Raw genomic sequence first — 26141 nt, forward strand, 5'->3', positions numbered from 1 at the left:
GATGGTTATCTGTCTTTGGCTGATCGTGCCTTTATTGATTATGTAAAAACCCACAACCCCTCCACGTAATAGAGTACCCGCTGGGATCATTTGCCCCTATACTCCATGCAGGAATACCGCTAAAATCGCCGGCTAATTTATCGCCCGTCTTGGGGTATCACCCATCCTCAAGGCCTCTGGGCTGACCAAGAGACGATAACGTGACCCCAACTGCTATTTACGATTACACCCCCTACTGGGCCGCTTGCTTTGAACCGGCGCCTTTCCTGCCTACAACCCGAGAAGAGATGGATATACTCGGCTGGGATAGCTGCGACATCATCATTGTGACCGGTGATGCCTATGTCGATCACCCCAGCTTTGGTATGGCGGTGATTGGTCGCGCGCTTGAAGCACAAGGCTTTCGAGTCGGGATCATTGCGCAGCCTAATTGGCATAGCAAAGATGACTTTATGGCATTGGGGGAACCGAACCTGTTTTTTGGTGTTACCGCGGGCAATATGGACTCCATGATCAACCGCTACACCGCGGATAGAAAACTGCGTCATGATGATGCCTATACGCCTAACAATGAGGGTGGAAAGCGCCCCGATCGCGCTGTACTCGTATACTCACAGCGTTGTCGAGAAGCGTACAAGCAAACCCCGATTGTGCTGGGCGGCATAGAAGCCAGCTTGCGCCGTTTAGCACACTATGACTATTGGTCAGACAAAGTCCGTCGCTCTGTGTTATGTGATGCGAAAGCCGACATTCTGCTGTTTGGCAATGCGGAACGTGCCTTGATTGAAGTGGCYCACCGTCTTTCGCGGGGCGAAGCACTGGCTGATATGACACGGATCGCGGGGACAGYAGTGATGATGAAGCATCCCCCAGAAGGCATGGCCGAAGTTGACTCAACGCGCATCGATAAGCCGGGTAAAGCCATGGTGATGCCAAATCCCTACGCCACTGAAACGCAATGTGAAACGAGTAAGAAAGCTGAACCTGACGCAGCGAAACCGATCACGATTCGTCCTTCTCGCCACGATGCGAAAAATACCTATGTGCGTTTGCCGTCATTTGAGAAACTCAAAAACGATCGCATTTTATACGCCCACGCCAGTCGCGTGATGCACTTAGAAGCCAACCCCTATTCAGCGCGCGCTCTGGCCCAACAACACGGCGATCAGCTGCTTTGGATCAATCCACCTCCTGTGCCACTGACTACCGAAGAAATGGATTACGTGTTTGGTCTTCCTTATGCACGTGTTCCTCATCCTAAATATGGAAAGGCGAAAATTCCCGCCTACGACATGATCAAAACCTCAGTAAACATTATGCGTGGGTGTTTTGGCGGATGCTCATTTTGCTCAATTACCGAGCACGAGGGACGGATCATTCAAAACCGCTCACATGAATCGATCATTGAAGAGCTCAACGATATTCGTGATAAAGTGCCCGGCTTTACCGGCACCATTTCTGATCTCGGTGGGCCTACCGCGAACATGTACCGTTTAGGCTGTTCGGACCCCAAAGCCGAGCGCAACTGTCGGCGACCGTCTTGCGTGTTTCCTAAAATTTGCGACAAGTTGAACACGGATCATCGTCATACGATTGATTTATATCGTAAAGCTCGCCAAGTCGAAGGGATTAAAAAAGTCTTGATCGCGTCAGGCGTCCGGTACGATCTCGCGATTGAATCGCCCGAATACGTGAAAGAGTTGGTCACCCACCATGTTGGGGGTTACCTCAAAATCGCCCCCGAACACACCGAGAAAAACACCCTCGATCTAATGATGAAACCGGGGATGGGCGCCTATGAGCGCTTTAAAGCCCTGTTYGAAAAATACAGCAAAGAAGCAGGAAAAAAACAATACCTTATCCCCTACTTCATTGCCGCACATCCCGGATGTACGGATGAGGATATGGTGCATCTGGCATGCTGGCTGAAAGAGAACGATTTTGAGTGTGATCAGGTGCAGAACTTCTACCCATCACCAATGTGTAATGCCACCGCGATGTATCACTCTGAAACCAACCCACTGAAGCGCGTGAAGTATAAAAAACGCGAAGATCTCACCGTCGCCAAAGGCGAGCGTCAACGTAGACTGCACAAGGCACTGTTACGTTACCACGACCCTGCTAACTGGCCACTGATCCGTGATGCTTTGGTACGTATGGGTAAAAGCCACCTTATCGGTAACGGCCCTAAATGTTTGATCCCGAAAGAAGACGCTCCAACTAAAGTTGGACGTCAGCGCCGCTCTGGACGTCATGGTACCCAGCGCTTTGCGACCAAGCATCCGAATCAACCCGATATTCGTCGTCCCAGCGGCAAAAGCCGTGCGTCGGCCACTACCAATAAGCCGTCTCGCAAGCGTAAATAACCGTTTAGCGATAGGATCAAAAACGCCCCAACATCGCGCGATGGGGGCGTTTAACCGTTTGCCGAGCAAACAGGTCGTTAACGAAATAGCTCGGCGCCAATGACCATCAGCGCAAGCACGCCCGCAATACCACCGACAACCCACGCAATTTTCTTTTGCGTGCCCTCATCAAGGTACTGTRCCGCGGTGATACCAACCAAAACCAGCAAGATGATAACAATCGTTTTAAGCATCTGTTTTGCCTTCGTTTTTAGCCATTATTTCACTGTACGCGAAACCCATTTACGTGCAAGCTCAATGTTACTTTACGTGTTCAGTATGGACACGATCACTGCGGGTGCACGCTAAACGCAGCAATACCTGCAATGGGTGCCGCAATTGTTGCTCACTAAACCGTTTGACCTGACTGCGACACGAATAGCCCGTCGCGAGGACTCGTTCCGCCGGCAATTCGGCCAACTTGCCTGACCAACTTAAATCGTAGATGGCTTGCGAGGCCTCACGCTTATCGGCTTCGTGGCCATAGGTACCCGCCATACCACAGCATCCAACCGATACCGGTTTTAGCTCGGCACCAAAGTGAGCGAACAGTTGTGCCCACTGCTGCTCTGCATGTGGCAATTGTGTTTTTTCGGTACAGTGACCAAACAGATACCAAGTTCCTGCGTCTATAGTGTCCGCTGGCGGCAATGCTGGCACCACTGACATCAACCACTCGTGACTGAGTTGAACGTTAAAATCGCCTCGTTTTTTGCCCAACGCTTCGCAGTATTCATCACGATAGCAAAGCACCAATGCCGGATCGACGCCCACCAAGGGAATATTCAGCGCAGCAAGTTGATTAAGAAACGCAGCGGTATTCTCTGCCGTTGCCCCAAACCGGCGTAAGAAGCCTTTCACATGCTGGGCCTTGCCGTTGGGCTTAAACGGAACCAACATCGGCACTTTTCCTAGTTGGCGCGCAAGCTGAACAAGATCATGCACAAGCGGTGCTTCATAAAAGCTGGTAAACGGATCTTGGACAATCAACACATAATTTTCACGCTCTTGCGCAGACAGAGCTTGCAGCCAAGTTAGATCAAATTTTAGCGCATGATCGCCAGCCAAAGACGCTGCTAAGGTGGGCACCGATAACGCAGGCGTATCAGTATATCCCACCAATCTTGCCGTCAACCCTTGTGCCCAGCGGGGTTGAGTGACGGCGTTTACCAACTTGGGCGCTTTTGCCATCAGGGGCAATAACGTTTCAATGTTCGCCACGAGGTGGTCTTTGATCGGACGCGGGTAGCGGCTGTAATACAATTGCATAAACCGAGAGCGAAAGCTGGGAACGTCAACTTTAATCGGGCATTGGCTCGCACACGCTTTACACGCCAAACAGCCATTCATCGCTTCCATTACTTCGTGGCTAAAATCGTCCGCTTGCTTACGTCGAGTAAAATAGCGGCCAAATTTTTTCATCACCTCACGCACCGAAGGGGATTGGGTCATTAGGGCCTGTTCCACATCGAGCGGATCGACACCCTGCTCGGCCAATAGACGCAACCATTCCCGTACGATCCCCGCGCGTCCTTTGGGAGAATGGCGACGGTCGTAGCTAACTTTCATCGACGGACACATCGGTGATGCGGTGTCATAGTTAAAGCACAACCCGTTTCCGTTACACTCCATCGCGCCTTTAAAGCTGTCGCGAACCTCAACGGGGATTTGCCGGTCATAAAAACCACGCTTGGTGTCATCAACACGAACCAACGCATCTTCGCTATTAATAGGCGTACAAATTTTGCCGGGGTTCATGCGGTTTTGCGGATCAAATGCCGCTTTAACTCGCCGTAATTGGGTAAACAAGGTGTCACCAAAAAACGCCGGTCCGTATTCAGAACGATATCCTTTGCCATGCTCCCCCCACATCAAACCACCGTATTTCGCGACCAGCGCAACGACTTGGTCTGACAGGGTTTTCATGATTCGCTCTTGTTCCGGATCGCATAGGTCCAGTGCGGGGCGAACGTGGAGCACACCCGCATCGACATGACCAAACATGCCGTAATGCAGATCATGGCTATCTAATAAGGCACGAAACTCACTAATAAAGTCGGCTAGGTGTTCAGGCGGCACACAGGTATCTTCGGCAAAAGGCACCGGCTTCGCTTTCCCTTTCGTCGCCCCGAGCAGGCCGACCGCCTTTTTTCTCATCGCATAGATCTTGTTGATCGACGCGAGATCGCGACAGATTTGGTAGCCAATCACGCCCTGTTGCTCGTGCTCAATCAAGGCATCCAGCTTGTCACAAAGAGCGGTAATTTGTTGGTCAATATCGTCAGCGTCATTGCCTGCAAATTCCACCATGTTGATGCCATGCATGGTTTTGCCCGGCACGTCTTGCAACAAATCACTCACGGTGTGCCAGACAATGTCGTTGCGTGCCAAATCCAACACCTTGGCATCGACAGTTTCAACCGATAACGCCTTGGCCTCGACCATCATAGGCGCATTGCGCAAGGCAGAGTCAAAGCTGTCGTACTTGATGTTGACCAAGGTGCGTACAGTCGGGATCGGAGTAATGTTTAAGGTCGCTTCGGCAATAAAGGCCAGCGAGCCTTCCGCGCCGCATAAGACGCGGCCGATATCAAACCGACTCAATGCGTCATCATAGACATGCTTAAGATCGTAACCAGTAAGAAAGCGGTTTAAAGGCGGAAAGGTACGCGTAATCAAATCTCGGTGCTCTCTACACACCGACGAGACAGTCTCTAATGCTCGACCGGCAAGATCGTCTCGCTCCATCGCATGATTTAATTGATCACTATCCAAAGGTTGCGTATCTAACACACTGCCATCGACGAGTACTGCCTTTAGACCCAATACATGGTCAGAGGTTTTCCCGTAACGAAGCGAGCCTTGTCCCGATGCATCCGTATTGATCATGCCGCCAATGGTGGCGCGATTACTGGTCGAAAGATCGGGCGAGAAGAAGAAACCGTAAGGCCGCAGGATGTCATTGAGCTGATCTTTAATCACACCAGCTTGCACCCTGACCCAGCCTTGCTCTGGGTTTACCTCCAATACCTGATTCATGTGGCGAGAAACATCTACCACCACATGTTTCGTCAGTGACTGACCGTTAGTGCCCGTTCCGCCACCGCGAGGAGAGAATTTAATCGCATTGAAAGGCGGCGCTTGTACGGTGTGCCCAATGAGTGCGAGGTCGTCCACACTCGCGGGGAAAAGCACTGCTTGTGGCAGTGCCTGATAGACGCTGTTATCGGTCGCCACCGCCAATCGGCTCGCGTAAGTTGACTCAATATCGCCTTCAAAGCCTGCTTGCTGCAAAGCGGTTAGAAAATCAACGACGGCGGACGACAAGCCCGCCTGTGGGTGTATTGCCGGTATCATTGCTGTTCCTGTGCGCAGTATCCACCATGCCTGGTGTGACTTTTTGTTGTGCTGTCACTTTACCTTAACTCTACGCGCAGCCAAAGCGATCACCCACAATTCACCATCAACCCATCACAAAGCACCATTCGCCAAACGTAGCTATAACGATTGCATGCCTATTTTTCGGGCTAACCAACGTGCTAACTCAGGGCTGGCGATCAATGCCCAAGGCGGTATGCTCCAAATTGCCATGCACGTGAAAATCAGCAACACCCAACTGACCCCAGTTAACTGGCTGACACCATAAGCAATACCGAGAATGATCCCCGCGCCGAGAATAATCCACGCAAAAGTGAGTATTTTTCCGCCTCGTGTTTGTGCGGGTTTACGGGTTGGGAACAGCTTATGCCAAACTTGACCGGTATAAACGCCGGCCGCGAGTGCGGCAAGATACAGCAAATTTGGCAACTTCACCGCCAATGCTGCAAGCGCCAATACGATGCATACCAACAGCCATATCCGTGCGGTATTGAGCAGAGGACGCGCATTTTTTACCGTCAGACTATCGAGTTTGACGGTCACACTTGCAATGCCGACACCAATCAAGCCGCCAATGATGACATCACTGGCAAAGTGTACACCGAGGTACATCCGATTCAGGCCCATCAATACAATCACTATTACTGTCAGCGCCAACGCTCCATAGGCGGGCGGATGCTCAGCGCGCCGCTTAAGATACCAAGCCGTTGTTACCGCTGCCGCCAGTAAGGTGTGGCCGCTCGGTACTGTAAAACCTCTCGCATCACCGATTTTTAACTCGGGCCAAATAAAGAAAGGCCGAGGCATTGCAAAGCCGCTTTTTAGAAGGGTTGATACCGCGGCAGCACTGATCAGCAAAAACAACAAAGACAAGGCCGATTTATGGCCCCTGAAGACCAGAAATAGCGGCACAAAAGCAAGATAGAATGCCGTTTCCCCTAAAATATTGACCAGCCAAAAGACCTGAGTGGTGAACGAAGCCATAGTCTCGCCCATTGCGGCAACGGCTTGCTGGACACCCGAGACTAACCCGTACTGACTCACATAAAAGGCAGGGGCGAGTGCGCTAAAGTCTGCCAACGCGGTCACATCGCTGCTTGGCACTTTATCGACCAACGACCACAGTAGCGCTCCCCTATCATTAAATCGGTATTGATAGTCTTCAGCGTGCGCTTTGGGTACGAGTCGGGCTTCGTCAATTTCAGAGGCAAAGTTCGGCGCCAGCCACGCAGGCAAGATGCCAGTACCATCCGCTTGGGAGACAACCGGTAATGGGGCCAGGCTGCGACAATCAAACAAGACGCCGCGATGATCCTGATAGCGCACCTTACCAACATCGACGCGAATAGCGGTCTCTTCAAACACCTCTCGTGCTAATGCTTTTTGCGGGGATTCCGCAAGGCTTACACGGCCGCCCGGTAATCCATAGCGGCCACTGACGCGGTCTTTGACGAGCAGCAACCGCCCTGCAGGATCAACCACCATACAGGCCACGCCAGCGATCCCTTGCTCAGGTGAAAACGTATTCTCTGCGTCGGCTAACACAGAACTCGACACCAACCAACTAACAACTGACAATAGTAAGGCGATACTCCGTTTCATTCGGCAGCTCCTGAATGCATGTGTCGTAACAAAACAAAAAAGGACAAAGGATGACGCAGCCTGACCCTCTTACTCCCTATTATTATCATCATAACTTCCTATGCTTGATGGATTTAGTGTCTGAACGTGATTGGGATCTGCTCAATCACGCAGAGCGTCATTGGATCACCACCTTTCAACAGCTTAGCTTTAAGGCGCAATGTTTGCTGATCCGATTATTGATGCGTCGTCATGATTGGTTTGTCGCCGAAAAATTGGTGTATCACGAACTCGGCGACTTGTCTCCCTTGCTTGATGAATTGGCCACGCAGGGTTATATCCGCCTCACCCATCAGGCGGCCACCGAGGTGGTGCTGAATCTTCTGACCAAACCCCAAATGGCTCGCGCTTATCCGCAGGCAAACATGCCAAAAAGCGCCAGTAAAGCGCAATGGCAAGCGGCGATTCAAGCGACGTATGGCGACACGTTGACCAGCCCAACCATGCTCATTGAGTGTCTGCAACCTGAGTTGTTATCCGTATTTTTACTGCTCTACTTTGGTAACTCGCGCCAAGATCTAAGTCAGTTTGTGGTGGCCGAGCTGGGTATTCAAACCTTTGAGGCTTATCCTCTCCGTCAATCAGAGCGTCTCTTGCAATGCCGTGAACATATCGACCATTGGTTACACTTGTCGGCATTGAATGAGCATTATTGGCAAGCGAAAAAAGCCAAGCAACCCGACATCATTCTCGCCCTAACTGACCAGCTTCCCGCGCCGTACGCATGGCCACCACTGGAGCGGAAACGCCAACGGTTAGTGAATCGCATTGCCCGTGAACACGAACGCCATGCAAACCTTGATACGGCACAAATGCTCTATCAAACCACCACACAGCCTCCAAGCCGTGAGCGACAAGCGCGGATAGCCATCAAGCAAGACAATATCGATTTAGCCTCCACACTGATCGGCACCATGTTGCGCGCCCCCCATGATGAGGATGAACGTGACATCGCCTATCGCCTCGCCAAACAAAAAAAGATCCAACAACATATTGGGCTCCATGAATTGCCTGCGACGCCGATCAGCGAAATACACACAGAGCACCTGGCTTTACCCTTGCACGATCGCGTTGAGTGGGAAGTTGCCGATTATTATCGCGCTCAAGGTTGGACCGTCTGGTACAGCGAAAATTGCTTATTGAACGCACTTTTTGGCTTGTTTTTTTGGGACATCCTTTTTATGCCTGTCCAAGGGGCATTTCTTAACCCATTTCAGCGCGGGCCACGTGATTTATACAGCGAGGAGTTTTGTGCTGCACGCCAACCCGCCATTGACGATCGCCTCAGTGACATAGACAACGCGCGTGCGCTGATAAAGCAGCATTATGCAGAAAAGCACGGTATCACCAATGATTGGGTCCACTGGGGAGTTATCGAATGGCCATTACTGGACGCAGCGTTACGCGCGCTCTCCACCCACCAACTCAAAGCGTGTTTCGAAAGAATATTGTTTGATCGACGACACAACCGCAGCGGTCAGCCTGATCTTTTTATGTGCCGAGCCGATGACTATCAGTGGGTCGAAGTAAAAGGACCCGGCGATACGCTCCAGCACCATCAAAAACGCTGGCTGCACTTTTTTAATCATCATGCCATCAATGCAAAAGTCATCTATGTGCAGCGCTGCCCGCAGTGATATTGATGCGATTACTGGACAGCGCATGGCGATGCAAGGCCTCGCCTAAAGAGAGTGGAGGGAGCTTAAAGTGACACCGTCACTCATCACTTTCAACGGTGGGATTAAAAATGTAGCGTGAGCCGTCAAAGACTAAGCGTTTAATCAATTCACGACAGTGCTGAAGTCCTGATTGATCAAAAGACAAGCCGTAGCGCTGCATGCCCCACTTTTGTTGACGATTCTCTACTTGTCCACTCAGTACAAAACAGTCATCCCCGTGAGAAGGCCGGACTTGAATCGCGAGTTGGTGCTTCATTTCAAACACGGGAGCAATAGCATCAAAACTAAATCCACAACCACCGGCGGAGATATCGGTTAGGTTGACCGACAAACGTCGCTTCTCAAGTGGGATTTCACCTTTGACGTTGAGCTCATAACGGCTTTCTTTCCGCTGTTGAATCAGCTTGGCTTGCTGCGGTAATTCCACCAGCATAATCGCGACTGGCGACATCATGATGTGTGAGATCCGTGAGGCAAAACGAATTTTGGTGCCTTCGCCCTCATCCGATACGCCATCAACCGCAATGCGATACCCTTCGACAAAGAACTGGTTTAACTGCTTAATGTTACGGGTGGGAATGGTAAAGAACAGTCGCTGTTCGCCATCAAAGCCAATGAAGGTACTCTGGCAGCTAAAAATTTGCCCAACCGGGGTTTTAATTTGTACGTGAGTGGCGGTGCCATGTTTAAGAAAGCCAACTGCACGTAAGCCAATCACGGCTTCTTCACGCACTGTTTTATACTTTTTGGCTTTAAGATCTGGGAGTGCTTGGGTCATGAATTATCTTATAGCGTTATAGTTATCAACTATTTATACAGCTAGCGAAATAAGGGGTCAACAATGGAGCACACTAAGACTGTGCCCCATCACTGATTGTGTTAGATCATTAACATCGCAAATAGCATCAGCGGCATCGACTCGCCATTACTAGACACAATTTGATTACCCTCAATAGTGGCAGTGAGCTCAAACTGTCCCTCATTCATCGTCGCGTATCCCGCTTTGATCAACTGCTGTTTTTTCGCCTGCCATTGCGGCTGGCTTAGCAATGCGTCGGGCACAGTAATGTCGATATTGCCTGACAAACGGCTGACCAAGGCATTTAAGTCTAACTGCGCAGCGGCTTGTGGGTCCACTTTGGCTAAGTTCAGCGCAACATTAGCGCTTACATCGCCATCCGGTAAGGTGATGCTCGCCGGTGCAATATCTAACGCTAGTCCTTGCTGTAATAGCGTCGTCATCGCTTGATCCAGTGCGTCAACTTGCTCTGGGTTCTCAAGATCAGATGATAGGCCGGCGATCGTCGCCATCGCCTGATAGTCTAGCCCTTTCGCATCAAAGACCAACGCGATGTTGCGCCATTCACTGTTATCCGGCAACGTAAATGAAGACACGGTAATGCGGTTCGCATTATCAATGCGCGCACGTGTGTTTTCGTCTGCATTGACCATTTGATTGCTGATCTGAATTTGACTTTTTCCGACTCGATAAGCTTGGTTGCTGGTATCAACCAGACGCATGCCTTCAACCGAAAATGCCTGCTCACCAATCCAAAGATCATCTTGTAAATAACCCCGTCCTTGACCCTTAGCCGTATCTATTTTTATCTGCTCACCGTTATCGGCGTTCAGCGCCGCCGCTGGCCAGTTAAAATCAAAGGTAATTTCACCATCGCGCGCCAAGCTCCCCATCAAGGTGAGCTCGCTGGCTGTAAGATTCTTGCCTTCATTCGTGAATGAGAAAGGTGCGACGGTCAACTGATAATCCGATGCTCCTGTCACAAGCGTTTCCATATCCAAGCGGATAGGGGTCGGGTTACCCGGCCATAGTCGCTGGGTGAGTGTTTGTAGCTCGGGGGTCAACACTAAGGTATTGGTGGATGATACGCCAAGCACACCATGGGTGATCTCTGAGGAAAGATCATACTCACTGGGCAGACCCGCCTCTTCTAGAGCCAGCTTGACGTCACCTTTAAAGTGCAAACGCGTCAAAGCGCGAGAATCAAGGTAACCGCGATGGTATTCCCGTTGTTCTACCGTAATGTCTGGCGAACTAAATTGTGCCACTTCGCGTTCATACATAGATTGCGCGATTTGACCGGTGGCAAACGGCCAACATGCCGCCACCGCAACAGCGCCAGCCATGGCGCCGTATTTTCCTAGAAACATATCTTTTGCCCTCAAGGCACTCGAAAAGCTCTAGTGTAACCAAAAATAGACGGTGACGATAACACTGACATGGCATCCTGCGTGACGGGCGACAACCGCCGATATAGCAATCCGTATCTTTTTACATGAAAAACCACATATCTTACTGATTTTTATCAGTTAAAAAACAAACTCTCACCGGTGATTATTTTATAAAATAGCATTAGATCTCCCAGCCACCTCACGCTATGATGATTCGTCCTACTCGCCAGCCTACTCGGCGCAACATAGTAGGAAAACACTACCATTGACGCGTCTCTCACCGCTTAGATGAAGGCTCAAATTATTCATACAGCCATCACTTTGCCCTGCGCGTGTTCAATGCGGTCGACGTTTGATTCTCAGAGGCACATTCGATGTATGTATTCGCGCGTTTTCGGTATGCGTGGAATAGCGGACAGCGCGGCGTCAGCGTCGGCCTCTCCTGTTTAATGGCTGCGCTGGCCGTTTGCGTGTTGCTCCTCGCCGCATCGCCAACCTCTTTACATGCCGCGCCATACATCGCTTCTCCTTTAGGCCATCTCATTGCTGATTCGGCCGCGGCCCCCCATAGCCACCATCGTCCTGATATTGCATGCTTGGTAAGTCGCCTTGGACTGTCACGAGCAACAAATGACAGCGACAGTCCCGGGGATGACAGACACCCGTATAAACCGACTCGTCACCTTGTGAGCACGTGTGACGCGTTTTTGCTCTTCGCGACGCACTATATGCAAGTATTGGCGTGTCAAAGACAGCAAAAGGCGTTAACAGTTGTTATGCCTCGATTACTGCAGTTTCCTCACCTATTCGCACGCTATGCACATGCCTAGTTTTTCCACCGTTGGTTGTTGAAAACGTGAATAGGTTTGATGAGGAAATAGTCTTGGACGCTTTATCTGTATTTTCTGCATTATGGCATCATGATCTCGCTGCACTGCAGCACATGGATCTGTCATTGCTTTATGTTTGTGTCGGCTTGTTAGTATTCGCAGAAAGCGGCTTTTTACCCGCCGCGCCCTTACCCTGCGACAGCGTTATTGTGCTTTGTGGGAGTTTGGCGGCTTTTGGCGTCTTCCACCTCTACGTGATCATATTAATTCTGATCATGGCTGGCTGGTTAGGCAGCGCAATCGCCTTTTATCAAGGGCAACGATTAAAAGAGTGGCGGTGGGTATCTCATTGGTTGAATAAAGTGCCTGCCAAGCATTTGCAGCGAGCCGACACGTTAATCGGCCGATATGGTCTGCATGCCATGTTTGTCGCACGTTTTTTACCCGTGGTACGGTCGCTACTCCCGATGATGATAGGGTTAAGGCAAGGGCTATCACTGCCCCGTTTCTTGATGAGTTCGCTCTGCAACGCGGTTTTTTGGATCTGTCTGTTGGTCTTATCAGGCTATGCCATTTCATACCTGCCGCCCAAACTGGCTGGTATCGTTAATCATCTTTTGATTATTGCGCCACTGATGACATTAGTGATTGCCAGCCTCAGTCTGTTGGTCGGATGGTTGTTCCATCGCCGCACGCGTAAACGCCGCAGTCCACTGACCACAGAACACGAAACTTTCATCGAGTAATACTAAGTACAAGGCGTCAGCACATCATGGGTTGGCGCCTATTTTGTGTAAGGATGTGACAAAGTGCGTTATTGTCGACCGATTCGCATCATCGCTGGCTAAATCCGCTTACAATGCAAAGCATTGAGCAGAAATTCAGCGATTCCTTATGAATGCCTACGTGATTTTGTGCGTCGACCACGATCCCATCATTATCGAGAAGCTCACTCACGATTTAGCCCCTTTTCGGGATGTTTTCGATCTGTGTAGTGCCGATAACCCTGATGACGCCAACGCACTTCTTGATGAATGTCAGCATCAAGGTCAACAAGTGGCAATGTTGATTTGTCATAATCAACCCGGTGATGACAGTGGCATCAATATGCTCGTCAACATCGATAATCACCCAGCTAGCATCGGTGCGCGCACTCTATTGCTCAGTGATGCGCCACAGTATGATGCCATTTTGCAGGCGGTGAATGAGGGACGGTTAAACTATTGCATGCACAAGCCTTGGCGTCGGGATGAACTACAACGCGTGGCCGAAAAAGAGCTAACCACTTATGTGTTACGCTATTGCCAGCATGATTTACTCCGCTATGCTGAAGCGCTCGACCACCGCGCCTTGCTTGATGCACAAGTGGAACGCGAGATTAACCAGTTCCAATCTCAACTGTTCTCCCCTTCAAGTAGTGACACCCGTGCTATTGCCGACAAAGTGATTCAAGGCCTTTATGCTTTTTTCGAGGGGAATGATGAAAGCAAAGCGTGTCGCACTTACAGCCCTCACCATGTTCTTACCAAAGAAAATCAATCCAATGCATTTCTCTGGTTTATTGCCGAAGGCGAAGTGGGATTGTACAAAACCGATGACGATGACCAGGAGCATCATGTTTCTACCCTAAAAGCAGGCAGCTTGATCGGCAGCATGTCATTTGTCACCGGCGAGGTGTCTTTCTCAACGGCCCGCACCTTGACACGCACCCAAGTGATCAAAATTGACCACGAACTGTTTGCCAAAATCATGCGTAGCCGCTCGGAGCTATTGCCGCTGTTTATCCAGCACTTATTGCTACATTTTAACCAGCGCTTAAAGCGCAGTATTGGCACCGAAATTCAATTACAACAGACACTCGCCTCATTGGACGCCGCCAACCAGCAATTGGTCGAGAAAGAAAAAATGGCGTTACTTGGCCAACTCGTGGCAGGTGTCGCGCATGAGCTAAACAATCCCGTATCGGCGATCCTGAGAAATAGCGACGCCCTCGGTGATGCGTTACAAGCGGTTGCACAAGCGCCATTAGCGCCTGAAAGCCTTGAGCAAGCACTCACATTATTACAGACAAACCGCGAGGCAACGCCACTTTCGACGGCGCAAGCACGCGCCTACACCCAAGCCTTAACCGACCAAGTCACCGATCGTCATCTTGCCCGTGATTTAGTTGGGATGGGGTTGTATCAAGCTAACGAGGTCTCGCAATGGCAACAGCAACTGGGCGATGCCTTTACGCCCACGGTGGAAATCTGGCGACAATACGCCCGCTGCGGCCGCTTGCTACGTTCAAACCATGTCTGTGCCCAGCGCATTGCCGATTTAGTCAAAAGCTTACGTACCTATGCGCGCCAAGATACCGAGCAGCGTCAGCGCACCCAGTTGCTGGAAGGCATTGAAGACACCCTGACCTTGTTTGAGCATCGACTGAAGCCTCATCAATTGGATAAACGCTATCACCCATTGCCAGAAATCGTCGCCCAGCCCTACGCGCTGGCGCAAGTGTGGACTAACTTAATCGCCAATGCGCTYGACGCCATGCCAGAGCCCGGCACACTTACGGTACAAACCGACCTTGTCGATAATGATGAAGCAAGTTACATCCAAGTCGCGATTTCAGATACCGGCGTGGGAATGACGCCAGAGCAACAAGAAAAGATCTTTGCCTTAAACTACACCACCAAACGCGAGGGTCACTTTGGCTTGGGCATTGGTCTAACCGTGTGCCAACAAATTATCCAGCAACATGGTGGTGATATTCGTGTGTCATCTGTTCAGCAACACGGCACCACAATGACGGTGACACTACCCGTTTCGCTCTCCCCAGCTACCCGTAAGGAGCCCCAGTTATGAGCCAGTATATGATTTTATGCGTGGATGACGAACGTGACGTGCTTGATAGCGTCATGGATGACTTACAAGGCTTTTCTGATCATTTTGAGTTAGAAGCCGCAGAGTCGGTTACAGAAGCTCGCGATGTGATTGAGCAAATGGCGGCGCAAGGCACGCAATTGGCACTTATCCTGTGTGATCACTTTATGCCTGGTGAACTTGGCGTCGATTTTTTGATTGAGCTGGCGAAACAACCGCAAACCGCAGGGGCGCGTAAACTGCTTCTCACCGGCCAAGCGGGACTGGAAGACACAGTATCGGCAATTAACCACGCCAGTTTACATTACTACATTGCTAAACCATGGCAAAAAACGACGCTTACCAGCGTAGTCACCGATCAATTAACCAGCTTTATGATTGAGCACGAACCAAACCTGTTGCCATGGACCAGTGTACTTGATACGCCAAGACTCGTGGACGCCATCAACAAGCATAAATTCGAGGTGGGCGGCGAATAAGCGCTTTTTGCCTGAATACCCGCCATTGGGTCAGAAATCGGTAAAAAAGCCACGTCTGCCACACGGATGTGCTTGTTTATTCGTTCAATCGTCTTATAGAATGATTTCAACACCAATAACAAGTGGAATTGATAATGCGTAAATCTCTATTAGCCGGCGCTATTGTCGCTCTGGCCTCATTCAGCGCCGCGGCCAATGAAGACGACGCCAGCCTGAGCACCATGAGTAACTTCAGTTACGATTACGTTGAAGGGCGCATTGGTGTCAGCCCACTCACCTATGGTGCAGGATTTAGCATGTCTATCCATCCTAATGCACACATTCGCGTTGAGGCAGACACCGAGTTTGATTCAGACTGGGATACATCAGCAGGGATTGGCTTTCATGCCCCGATTAATAACTGGGCAGACCTGACCGGTGAGCTACTTGCTCGTGGGGTGAACAAAAAGGATTACGACAGTGATGTGGGTCTAGAAGTGAATCTAGGTATCCGTCAGTGGTTGGGTCCACAGGTAGAAGTGGGCGGCCAAATTGGTTTGCTCACCGTCGATGATGAAGAAGATACCTTTGGCTCCGCATACGGTCGTTTCCACGCCACCGAACTCTTTTCTTTGGGTGCCGAGTATCGTGTAAACGAGTGGTATGGCGACCAATTTATGTTTACCACACGCTTTAAGTACTGATCCCCAAACGTACTAAAGACAAACGGTCAACAGAAACAAAAAACCCGCATCATGCGGGTTTTTATTTACTTGCTATCCGGCACGGTTAGCGGATCAACAGCATAGGCACCGTTGATTCCACCAGCAGTTTGGTGGTGTTGCTGCCCAAAAAGAACTGACGCAGTTTCGAGTGCCCATAAGCCCCCATGACAATCAGTCCAACCTGGTTGGCCGCTTGATAGTCTAGGATAGCACGGTGCACCTCACCGGTTAACTGCACTTCAACCACATCGACACCCGCCGTTTTCAAGCGCTCTGCCGCACGTTTAAATGCTGCCAGCTTTTCTTGTGAGTCTTCTACCATCACCAAATGACAGGTCATCCCTGCCAACAGCGGTGTGCTCAAGGCTTTTTCTACCAACTTTTCGCTGATGTCGCTGCCATCAAAGGCCAATAAGTAAGACTCTGGCGCACTAAACTCACCATTCGCGACCAATGTATGCGCCTTGATGGAGCGGATCACACTTTCCAGCTGCGACCCAATCGCTTTGGTATCGTTTTGATGCAATTCACCTGATTTGCCCAATACCAAAACACGAGTTTGTGGCTCGAGCTCGAGTAATGTTTCTACTAAATGGCCGTGTCGTTGCAGTTTACGCACATCGTCCAGCCCTTTGGCTTTGGCGTCGTCTTCCAGCTCGGACAGCAGCGCTTTGCCGTGTTTCATGGCTAGCTTGGCACGCTGCTCATCCAGCTCCACCAGCTCTTGTAACAGTTGCTCACGGCTCCCGACTCCTAGGTTACCTGAAAGCTCAGGTTCCGCCGGGTGTGAGGATTTATCCAACACGTGTAATAGCGTCAGCGGCACAGAAAGGCGCTTGGCTGCCCAAATGCTCAAGTCTGCGACTTGCTTTGAATAATGCGGGCCATCTACGCACGCGGTAATTTGTTCCATGGTCGGTCTCCTTAGTGGCCAGCCATCATTTTTTCAACTTCTTCCGGCTTATCGTGCACGCCGAACTTATCGACGATGGTCGCAGTCGCATCATTCATACCCACGATGTTGACTTCAGTGCCTTCACGACGGAATTTAATCACCACCTTGTCGAGTACAGACACGGACGTAATATCCCAGAAGTGCGCTGCAGAAAGATCGATGGTGACACGCTCCACCGCTTCTTTGAAGTCAAACGATGATAAAAATTGATCTGACGAGGCAAAAAAGACTTGGCCAACAACGCGATACGTGCGCTCGTCGCCATTGTCTGTATTGTCGCTTTTGACCACCATAAAACGACCAATCTTGTTGGCGAAAAATAGCGCCGCGAGTAACACACCGACAAACACACCAATCGCCAAGTTATGGGTGAATACAACCACGGCAACGGTCGTCAGCATAACGATATTGGTCGACAGTGGGTGCGACTTCAGATTAATGATGGACTCCCAAGAGAAAGTACCGATCGAAACCATAATCATGACCGCGACCAATGCAGCCATCGGAATTTGGCTGATCCAATCGCTGAGGAACACCACCATGATTAGCAGCAAAATACCGGCGATAAAGGTCGATAGGCGTCCGCGGCCACCCGACTTCACGTTGATAACGGACTGACCAATCATCGCACAACCGGCCATACCGCCAAGAAAACCAGTCGCAATGTTAGCCACACCTTGGCCTTTACATTCACGGTTTTTATCGCTGCTGGTATCGGTCAAATCGTCCACGATAGTGGCGGTCATCATCGATTCCAACAGGCCGACCACAGCCAGCCCCGCAGAGTATGGGAAGATAATCGCCAGCGTGTCCCAATTTAGCGGCACGTCCGGCCACAAGAATACAGGTAAGGTATCCGGCAGCTCACCCATATCTCCGACAGTACGTAGATCAAGGTTGTATGTCATCGCGATGCCGGTAAGGACCAAAATACACACCAACGGAGAAGGAATGGCTTTACCAATACGCGGGATATAAGGGAACAAATAGATAATGCCAAGGCCCGCTAACGTCATTGGGTAGACATGCCAGAGGATGTCGCCCTCGCGCATGATCTCGGGGCCAAACAGCTCAGGGAGCTGCGCCATAAAGATCAAGATCGCCAAGGCGTTCACAAACCCTGTCACCACTGAGCGCGAGACAAAACGCATCAGGTTGCCGAGTTTTAGATAACCCGCACCGATCTGCAAAATACCGGTTAGCACGGTAGCGGCAAGTAAGTATTGCAAGCCATGCTCTTTCACCAAGGTGACCATCAGCAATGCCATTGCACCAGTGGCGGCCGAGATCATGCCTGGACGACCGCCCACAAAGGCGATAATCACGGCAATACTGAACGAGGCATACAGACCGACTTTGGGATCAACGCCGGCAATAATCGAAAAGGCAATTGCTTCAGGAATCAAAGCCAATGCCACCACGATACCCGCGAGGATATCACCGCGTACATTGGAGAACCAATCACGCTGAATTCTATCTATCATGAACGTCTCTATAAATTGGGATTAAAAAGTGATGTCGCGTTCTGATCTCGGGCCTACTGCAACCCAGAAAATCAAAGGGCGTGATCCTAGTCAGTTATTAACCAAGCGTCAACCGTCACATTTTTATCAATAAAAGGCGTTATTCATATAGATCAAAGCCTTATTGCGTGGATGTGATATTTTTAGCGTAGATTTATTGCCATCTTTTCTTGATACACGCTTTTCCGTATTGTCTGGACAGGTGATTAGTCCAAAATCAGCAGGTGATTGGACGTAAAACCGCGATTAGACGGGCCAGCCCAATCATTAACATCAATACGGGCGGTGACATGCCTTTACTCGAAAAGAAATGCAACCCGACCTGCTTACGTCGGTTTTGTGATGCCTTTTAATCCATGTTGGCGATGAATCAATCGCTTATTCATGTTTTCACCGCTTACTGACACACAAACGGGCCAAGATGCGCTAGGCTTTGCGCCCTCTCAATATCACAGACAATAACAACAATATGAATCCAGTCATGTCAGCGCCAACCAAGATGGCGTTACGCTTCCCCAAAGGGCGATTCGCCATGTTGAGTGTGTACAGCTTTACCGGTGCCGCCATTGTGGCTTCTACCATTTTTTCCCTGCTACTGTTCTTATCCCTTGACGACAACCCGCTAATGCAATGGTTGTTCGGGGCATTGGCAGTGATTTTTGAAGCGGGTAAGTTTTACGCATGGTACGAGTTTGGTGAGCGTCGGGCTCACGGCAACTATGTAGGCGCCTTGTCAGCCTTGGCTTTTTATCTCATTTTGGCCTTAATCTCGATCGGCGGCAGTATTGGCGGCATCAATAGTGCCACCAATGCCGCGCAAAGTGAGCAGCGCCAAGCCCAAGCGCAGATTGACGCTTATAACCGACAAATCGATGCTATCGAGCAACAAATCACCTTGAATAATCAAGCCGCTGAACGTTATATCGAATTGGATAGAATTGCGACTGGCGTGGCGCGATTACAAAAAGAAAACAACCAATTACGCAAAGAGCAACAACAGCTCGCGTTAGAGCGCGATAGTTTACCCGCGGTGGCACAGGGATCCATCTTGGGATTGATTAGCAACCTTGCGAACACATTAGGCGTGAGCGCCGATCAGGCCCAATCTTGGCTGGTGATTTTTCTCTCTGTGTTGTTAGATTTGTTCGCCGCTTTCTTTGTCGGCGTGATTGGTGAAGAACAGCGTTTCCGCCATTGGTATCGTCACCCACATGCCACGCCCCCTACGCCTGTGAACACCAAGGCGTCTCCTCGTGCCAATGATATCAACACGGAAGTCACCACGCCGGATTCAGCGTCTCCTCACGAAGATACGGATGCGCCTTATGCAGATATCAAAGCCGCGTTAGCCGCCAAAACGCTGCGTTGTAGCAAAAAAGCCGTGATGGCGGAATATGCACTCAGCCAAGAGGCCGTCGATACCCTATTTAACCATTTACAACAACAGGGATTGGTCGCCAAAAAGCCGAACCACCATTATCACTGGGTGGGTTAAACCGCCAGCATCAATATACCGCTGAGTATCATGGCGGGAAGCCCACTTAAAAACAGCCATAGTCCGAGCTTGTCATCGGGCGGTGACGATGAATCGATCACCATCGCGTGTTGTTGAGCCGTGAGCGCCCGCCGTGTCACTGAATCACGATACCAATAGCGGCTTTTGTAACGACTGTACGTCACAATACCCGCCGCCGACCAAACGAGCCCCCCGACGTAAAATGCACCATCCCCAAACGTCGTCAATGTTATCCACCCCGCCTGCCACGCCCCAACAACAGCGGCACTGGCTATTGCCGTTGACACTAACCAAACATAAAGAAAATGCACGCTTGGCGATGTAGATCCCTTCGGACGATGTGGTGCTTTCATCGTGTTTCCTTTCTGTGTCTTAGCGAGCTACTCTGGCTATTGATAATCCCACCTCTTTGCGGCATGGCGGTGATGTGGTACAAACATCTGGTAAGTTTGTTAATCAGTACGTTACCTGACCTTTTAGCACCTTACCGATAAAAACAATTTATAACCAAGCAAATACAACAAAAAGGTGATCTATGCATAAGGCTGCACAAGAGGTGCATGCGCCTGAGGCATCGGTATGGCGCGCATTAGGCGATGTCAGTCCGTTGTGCCTCGCCGTCCTGCCTTGGGGTGTACTCTGCGGTTCATTAGGGCTGCAAATGGGATTCAGTGCACTACAAACACAAGCCATGTCATTACTGGTTTTTGCAGGAGCGGTGCAATTGTCGGGCACCATGATGGTGGGCAATGCGGCGGGATTGCCAGCGGTACTCGGTTCCACACTGGTGATTAGCGCACGGCACCTTCTCTATGGTGCTCACTTTCGACAGTACATCACTCCCTTGCCACTTAAATGGCGTCTCGGCCTCGGCTTTTTACTGACCGATGAAATGTATGCGCTTTCAACCGCACACACCAGCAAGCAGGGAAAGTTTTCTAAACACTATGCCCTGTATACGGGCGCCGCGTTTTACGTGGGTTGGAATCTTGCCACCTTAGCAGGGATTCTCGCCGGTTCTCAGCTGAAAGCCTTGGAAGCCATCGGCCTCGATTTTGCCATTGCTGCCACCTTTATCGCACTGACCGTTCCCAGCATAAAAACTCGCCCCGTGCTACTTTGTACCTTGGCAAGCGGTGTCAGTATGCTGTTATTCACCTATTACCACATCCCCAATGCGTTAATCATTGCAACCGGCGTAGGTATGGTCGCRGGGCTAATGGCTGAGTCGCTACCGACACGGAGGGCGTCAACATGAGTTATTGGTTAATCATCGTCGCCATGGCGCTGATCACCTTCTCGGTGCGTTATCTGCTACTGGCACGGAGTATCCCTGTGCGCATTGGGCCGCGATTACAACGACTCCTGACCTACTCTGCACCGGCGGTTCTAACCGCGCTATGGGTACCGATTGTCTTCTTTCCCGAGGATCAGCTGGCTATCTCGGCGACCAATCCTTATTTAGTCAGTGCTTTAGTCGCGATTGGTTTAGCCTGTACGCGCTTATCAACCTTGATGGTGGTTCTGATTTCCATTGGTGCCTTTGTGTCACTGCAACTATGGATACTTCCGCACTGACACCATCCGAGATGATGGGTTAGCACATCGACAAAAACGGGCCTACTTGGCCCGTTTTTCTCTTCCTACTACTTACCATGAGAGTGACGACTTAAGCTCTCGCACGCGCCTTTCTCAGGTTCAATTCATCCAAATCTTGATTGAGTGACTCGGCTAATTCGCTGATTTTCTCCATATCTTGTTTGTTTTCCAACGCAATATCTGCGGCTTGTTGTCCCGATTCGGTCAATCGATTGATATTGGCAGAAATATCCGATGACACAGTACGTTGCTGCTCAATGGCGCTTGCCAGTGAGTTAATCCGGTCTGTAATGATAGAGAAGTTCTCCAGCACCCCGTCAATCGACCGCGATGTCTCGCTCGCCTGCTTCGATGCACGGTTGGCGAGCGACTCAGTCCGGTCAGAAAGCTCTGACGATTGCTTCAGACTACGGAATAATTCATTGGTCATATTATTAATTTCACTGGCCGATGATTGCGTACGGCTAGCCAACTTTCGGACTTCATCCGCAACTACGGCAAACCCTCGTCCTTGTTCGCCTGCCCGGGCGGCTTCAATTGCGGCATTTAAAGCAAGTAAATTAGTTTGCTCAGCCACATCAGTGATAACTTCCAAGAAGTGCTCAATTTGTCCCGCACTGTGCTCAACTTTATCAAACATTTCTGCAGAGACGTTGATTGCTGATACAAGCTCGTTCAATTCGCTCATCATCTCAGACAGCTCTTTCTGCGACTGACGTGAGCTTTCATCTACTTTTTCAGCTTCAGATGAAATGGCTTGTACGTCTTCTGACAGTGAGCCCACCGTACTAGTCATTTCTTCAATCGCTGTCGCAATGCTGTCGATCTTCTCGCTTTGCTCTTCGGTCAGGATAGCGCCTTTTTCCGCTCGCTTTTCTGAGCTGTCGGTAAAGCTATCCAGCGTATCGGCTGCCTTTTCTACGTTGCGAATCGTTTGACGTAACCGATCGACGGCTCGATTCAATGATTGTGCGACCTCGGTAAACTCATCGCCATCATTGGTGCTCAATTGGGCGGTAAGGTTGCCTTTCGCGAGCTCCTTGGCAAATGTACTGACGCGTGTAATGCCTGCTGYAAAACGTTGATTAATAAACATGGTCGCAGCTACTGCAATCATCAAGCTTAATCCGAGCACCACATATTCATTTAGCCAAGCCATATGAAATATCAACGCGGCATTTAAGCTCACCATGAGCGCATAGCTTGTAATGGATATGGCTCGAATTGACACCTTTGGCATAGACTTCTTCCTCCTTTGAATAAACACCGACGTGTTCGGTGCGACGTGGAGATATCAAGAACAATGCCAATAAATAAAGACAATGCATCGACTATAACGCCAGCAATCACTTAGCGAGAAATCACGCGAAATGAGGGCAACACAGTGACAGCATTCCGCTAGATTTATAGACAATCGTTGCATTATGCGTACGAGGATAAAAATCCGTGGTAAGAGACGCATCTCTCGCCACGAATGATGTGAGGCTAGTGTATTGCAGTTTGCAACAGGAGGGAGAGTAGGCCCGATGATACCGCTATATCTGACTACTCTTGATCTAACGATGAGGAGCTAAGCGCTCGGTTTTGGACCCGCGAGACATGGACCAAACTCATCAACTTGATACTCGGTTTTAACAGCAGCTGTGCGCTCCCAACAATGAAAAGCCAGGTACCACTTTCCATCAACGCATCGTTTAAGAAGAAAAAACTGCCAATCAAAAACCAAATCGCGATTAGAAGGTCGTTAAAAGCCCCACACGCCTCATAACGACGTTGAATCACCAAGTGTTTATTACCGATATCAATATCCAGTTCTCGGCCGTGACGTTCAATCATGTTGCCTCCTCTGGACCTTGGTATCAGCAATCAAGATGTTGGCGTTTAACGATCAGTACCGTTTGCACCATTTTAAACGTAAAAATCACCGCGCTCACCGCGAGGAATAGCCATGCAAGTGGAATAAACGCGAAGGGTTCTTGTAGCGTGCCGTTGGCAGCAATGTTAGGGGTGGATAAGTTGAATGCTAAGAGGCATCCAATACCAAGCAGAAAGAAGATAAATGAGGTACGAAAATGTCGTAATAGGGTTAGCATAAAACCTTTTTGTTGTTGCTTCAGTGCTTAGTGTGACCAACCTCACTGAATAAAGTTCAGTTTTATCTTCATTTTTTTCAAAAAATCTGGCTACCCTTAACGTCAGGGTAGCCAGATGCGCGTTTAAAGTTTGTAGGTTGCCACTTTTTCGCTAAGGTTCGCCGCTTGAATACGCAACCCATCCGCCTCTTCAGACGCATCGTTCGCACTATGAACAAGGTGCTCAGACACATCTTTAATTGAGGTAATATTTTGCGTGATCTCGCTAGTCACATGGGTTTGTTCTTCAGCAGCCGTTGCAATTTGAGTCGCCATATCGCTAATTTGGTTAACCGCCGCATCAATCTCACTCAATGCTGCAGTGGCTTTATCAGCGTCCGCGACCGAGTCACCCGCCAGTGATGAACTACTTTCCATAATAGAAACGGCATTGGCTGTGGTGGTTTGCAAGGTATCAATCGTAGACTTAATTTCTTCAGTCGATGCATGGGTGCGCTGAGACAAGATGCGCACTTCATCGGCAACTACCGCAAAACCACGGCCCTGTTCGCCTGCTCGTGCCGCCTCAATCGCCGCATTCAGCGCCAGCAAATTGGTTTGCTCAGCGATATCTTGAATGGTCGATAACACGGTCGAAATTTCTTGGGAGTGACTGTCCAACTCCGCCACGATGGTACTGGCCTGCTTCAACTCATCGGCCAAGCGGGTGATTGACGTCTTAGTGTTCTCCACCACCGCCCGACCATTATTGGTACTTGCGGTTGAATCTTGTGCGGTGCTTGCGGTGTGCTCAGCATGTGAGGCAATTTCCTGCGTCGCCGATGCCAGTTCTGTCACGGCTGTCGCCACCATGGTGATCTCTTGTTGCTGCTGATTAATATCATCCACGTTGCGTTGTGCACGATCGGTACTGCTTTTCGATTGCGATGTCAGCTGATCGGCCTGTCCACGAATATGGCTGATGAGTTGATGCATACTTCCTACGAAAGTATTGAAATTGTGCGCCAACTGCCCGACTTCATCTTCGCTTTCTACCTCAATCCGCTGGGTCAAATCACCGCTACCATGCGCAATTTGCTCAAGCGCATTCGACACATTGGTCAGTGGTTTAAACAGGACGTTAACCAACAGGTTAAATAACAAAGTACACGCAATCACCACCCCGATGGTCACAGCAATTTGTCCCCACACCGCATCGAACAAAGGCGCTACCAACGAGTCATAATTGATCACCGTGACCGTCATTAATCCCGTATTGGCAATCGGCTTGGCATACACCACACTTTGCTCACCGTTTACCTCGGCCATAAGATCTTGGCCCGAATTGGCGGCATTTTTTACCGTACTTAACGATAGGCCTAAGTCACTGACGGGTTGGTTAAGAAGATCCGTATTGGCATGGGTAAAGATGTTGCCATCGCCATTGGCAATAAACATATAACCGCGCCCAGGTAAGATAACCTTCTCAAGGCCTTGAATGATGTCGCCAATTTCAACGTCCGCACCAAGCACCACCATGTCGCCACCCAGTTGCAAGGCTTTACCTAAAGAGACAACATTAGCGCCAGTCGCTGCGGCCACCGTAGGGTTATCCATAAACACGCTCGACGGATCGGCTTTCGCGTTGATGTACCACCCCCATTTGCGTGGATCATCATTACCGGGAGGGAGGACCACACCATTGGCGTTGTCTTGACTACCATCTGGATACGCGAGGAACACATTATCAAACCCACCCGAATCGCGAACCTGTTTTAGGTGCGTCACAATGCTGTTGAGATTGGCTTCACTGCTTAGCGACGTCATCGCACGTTCTTTCGACACGATCCAATCCGCCACATACTGGTTATATGAGGCCGTCGTACTTTCGAGACGTTGCGATACCTCGGTATCAAGCCGTGATAGTGACGCCCGAAATGAGATCGCTTCCACCAGTAAACCACCTATGATGATGGCGACACTCGCCGATAGCGCAAGCTTATTTTTTAATGAAAGTTTTTTAAACATAACTGCCTTGTTTGTTTGTCAAAATCTGATTGTGATTGTTGTCTAGTCAGTAAAACAGCGATCACAAAAACCCGCAAAACCGCTCACTATCAAATGATATCTGCATCACAACAATCTTAATGATGCGTTACGCAACACGTTGAAGTGTTAACGTGTTTTATCCAAATAGTAGCCCCTTTGGTGCAATTGATTACATAAGCTATGCCGAGTTAGAAGGGAGATAAGCGTCTCTACCTACCAAAAGAAATCCATACAATACTGCGCGAGATCAGGA

At 49.9% G+C, this 26141-nt stretch carries 21 protein-coding genes; 9 read left to right on the top strand and 12 right to left on the bottom strand.

Annotated features, from left to right (window positions below):
• The first annotated feature begins 200 nt into the window (after positions 1 to 200).
• The gene (locus BZG83_RS08330; RefSeq protein ID WP_077480087.1) at positions 201 to 2366 is read left to right on the top strand and encodes a YgiQ family radical SAM protein; all 2166 of its coding nucleotides are present in this window, start codon (positions 201 to 203) and stop codon (positions 2364 to 2366) included.
• A 77-nt stretch (positions 2367 to 2443) separates the two neighbouring features.
• Here BZG83_RS08330 and BZG83_RS16715 read toward each other — a convergent pair whose 3' ends face one another.
• From BZG83_RS16715 to BZG83_RS08340, 3 genes are all read right to left on the bottom strand, one after another.
• Positions 2444 to 2599: a hypothetical protein gene (locus BZG83_RS16715; RefSeq protein ID WP_158074945.1), complete on the bottom strand. Its 156-nt coding sequence runs from the start codon at positions 2597 to 2599 to the stop codon at positions 2444 to 2446.
• 67 nt (positions 2600 to 2666) lie between these two features.
• A complete protein-coding gene (gene ydiJ / locus BZG83_RS08335; RefSeq protein WP_077480088.1) occupies positions 2667 to 5762 on the bottom strand; it encodes a D-2-hydroxyglutarate dehydrogenase YdiJ in 3096 nt (1031 codons plus the stop codon).
• Positions 5763 to 5903: 141 nt separating this feature from the next.
• The gene (locus BZG83_RS08340; protein WP_077480089.1) at positions 5904 to 7385 is read right to left on the bottom strand and encodes a bifunctional NUDIX hydrolase/phosphatase PAP2 family protein; all 1482 of its coding nucleotides are present in this window, start codon (positions 7383 to 7385) and stop codon (positions 5904 to 5906) included.
• Positions 7386 to 7435: 50 nt separating this feature from the next.
• Here BZG83_RS08340 and BZG83_RS08345 point away from each other — a divergent pair, with 50 nt between their 5' ends.
• Complete coding sequence (locus BZG83_RS08345; protein ID WP_077480090.1) at positions 7436 to 9061, top strand: VRR-NUC domain-containing protein; 1626 nt, start codon at positions 7436 to 7438, stop codon at positions 9059 to 9061.
• Positions 9062 to 9140: 79 nt separating this feature from the next.
• Here the strand turns inward: BZG83_RS08345 and BZG83_RS08350 are convergent, their stop codons facing one another.
• Positions 9141 to 9881 carry a PilZ domain-containing protein gene (locus tag BZG83_RS08350; protein WP_077480091.1) on the bottom strand — a complete coding sequence of 247 codons (741 nt, stop codon included), beginning with the start codon at positions 9879 to 9881 and terminating at the stop codon, positions 9141 to 9143.
• A 101-nt stretch (positions 9882 to 9982) separates the two neighbouring features.
• Positions 9983 to 11272, bottom strand: coding sequence for a DUF945 family protein (locus BZG83_RS08355; RefSeq protein ID WP_077480092.1), 1290 nt, complete (start codon positions 11270 to 11272; stop codon positions 9983 to 9985).
• A 964-nt stretch (positions 11273 to 12236) separates the two neighbouring features.
• Here BZG83_RS08355 and BZG83_RS08365 point away from each other — a divergent pair.
• The 4 genes from BZG83_RS08365 (at position 12237) to BZG83_RS08380 (ending at position 16153) form a co-directional block, all read left to right on the top strand.
• Positions 12237 to 12869 carry a DedA family protein gene (locus BZG83_RS08365; protein WP_077480111.1) on the top strand — a complete coding sequence of 211 codons (633 nt, stop codon included), beginning with the start codon at positions 12237 to 12239 and terminating at the stop codon, positions 12867 to 12869.
• A gap of 148 nt (positions 12870 to 13017) precedes the next feature.
• Positions 13018 to 14973: an ATP-binding protein gene (locus BZG83_RS08370; protein ID WP_077480094.1), complete on the top strand. Its 1956-nt coding sequence runs from the start codon at positions 13018 to 13020 to the stop codon at positions 14971 to 14973.
• On the top strand, positions 14970 to 15470 hold the full coding sequence (locus BZG83_RS08375) for a response regulator (RefSeq protein WP_077480095.1): 501 nt from the start codon (positions 14970 to 14972) through the stop codon (positions 15468 to 15470). Before BZG83_RS08370 ends, BZG83_RS08375 begins: the two co-directional genes overlap by 4 nt.
• A gap of 134 nt (positions 15471 to 15604) precedes the next feature.
• Positions 15605 to 16153, top strand: a complete 549-nt coding sequence (locus tag BZG83_RS08380) for a hypothetical protein (RefSeq protein WP_069587087.1) — start codon at positions 15605 to 15607, stop codon at positions 16151 to 16153.
• A gap of 85 nt (positions 16154 to 16238) precedes the next feature.
• Here the strand turns inward: BZG83_RS08380 and BZG83_RS08385 are convergent, their stop codons facing one another.
• Positions 16239 to 17087: a universal stress protein gene (locus BZG83_RS08385; RefSeq protein ID WP_077480096.1), complete on the bottom strand. Its 849-nt coding sequence runs from the start codon at positions 17085 to 17087 to the stop codon at positions 16239 to 16241.
• A gap of 11 nt (positions 17088 to 17098) precedes the next feature.
• Entirely contained in the window at positions 17099 to 18613 is a 1515-nt protein-coding gene (locus tag BZG83_RS08390; RefSeq protein ID WP_077480097.1) for a SulP family inorganic anion transporter, read from the bottom strand.
• Positions 18614 to 19133: 520 nt separating this feature from the next.
• On the opposite strand from BZG83_RS08390, the gene BZG83_RS08395 reads away from it, so the two are divergent.
• On the top strand, positions 19134 to 20147 hold the full coding sequence (locus BZG83_RS08395) for a bZIP transcription factor (RefSeq protein ID WP_077480098.1): 1014 nt from the start codon (positions 19134 to 19136) through the stop codon (positions 20145 to 20147).
• Here the strand turns inward: BZG83_RS08395 and BZG83_RS08400 are convergent.
• On the bottom strand, positions 20144 to 20521 hold the full coding sequence (locus BZG83_RS08400) for a hypothetical protein (protein WP_077480099.1): 378 nt from the start codon (positions 20519 to 20521) through the stop codon (positions 20144 to 20146). The two genes, BZG83_RS08395 and BZG83_RS08400, sit on opposite strands and share 4 nt — an antisense overlap.
• A gap of 182 nt (positions 20522 to 20703) precedes the next feature.
• Here BZG83_RS08400 and BZG83_RS08405 point away from each other — a divergent pair, with 182 nt between their 5' ends.
• The gene (locus BZG83_RS08405; RefSeq protein ID WP_077480100.1) at positions 20704 to 21426 is read left to right on the top strand and encodes an AzlC family ABC transporter permease; all 723 of its coding nucleotides are present in this window, start codon (positions 20704 to 20706) and stop codon (positions 21424 to 21426) included.
• The gene (locus BZG83_RS08410; protein WP_077480101.1) at positions 21423 to 21746 is read left to right on the top strand and encodes an AzlD domain-containing protein; all 324 of its coding nucleotides are present in this window, start codon (positions 21423 to 21425) and stop codon (positions 21744 to 21746) included. Before BZG83_RS08405 ends, BZG83_RS08410 begins: the two co-directional genes overlap by 4 nt.
• Positions 21747 to 21837: 91 nt before the next feature.
• Here BZG83_RS08410 and BZG83_RS08415 read toward each other — a convergent pair whose 3' ends face one another.
• The 4 genes from BZG83_RS08415 to BZG83_RS08430 all read right to left on the bottom strand — a co-directional run bounded on the left by BZG83_RS08415 (position 21838) and on the right by BZG83_RS08430 (position 25867).
• Positions 21838 to 23007: a methyl-accepting chemotaxis protein gene (locus BZG83_RS08415; RefSeq protein ID WP_077480102.1), complete on the bottom strand. Its 1170-nt coding sequence runs from the start codon at positions 23005 to 23007 to the stop codon at positions 21838 to 21840.
• Between the two features lie 305 nt (positions 23008 to 23312).
• The gene (locus tag BZG83_RS08420; protein ID WP_077480103.1) at positions 23313 to 23603 is read right to left on the bottom strand and encodes a YrhK family protein; all 291 of its coding nucleotides are present in this window, start codon (positions 23601 to 23603) and stop codon (positions 23313 to 23315) included.
• Between the two features lie 23 nt (positions 23604 to 23626).
• Complete coding sequence (locus BZG83_RS08425; RefSeq protein ID WP_077480104.1) at positions 23627 to 23860, bottom strand: DUF3955 domain-containing protein; 234 nt, start codon at positions 23858 to 23860, stop codon at positions 23627 to 23629.
• Positions 23861 to 23983: 123 nt separating this feature from the next.
• A complete protein-coding gene (locus tag BZG83_RS08430; RefSeq protein ID WP_077480105.1) occupies positions 23984 to 25867 on the bottom strand; it encodes a methyl-accepting chemotaxis protein in 1884 nt (627 codons plus the stop codon).
• Positions 25868 to 26141 lie beyond the last annotated feature (274 nt).

Source organism: Salinivibrio sp. PR919 (assembly GCF_001995355.1).
GTDB classification, from domain to species: Bacteria; Pseudomonadota; Gammaproteobacteria; order Enterobacterales; family Vibrionaceae; genus Salinivibrio; species Salinivibrio proteolyticus.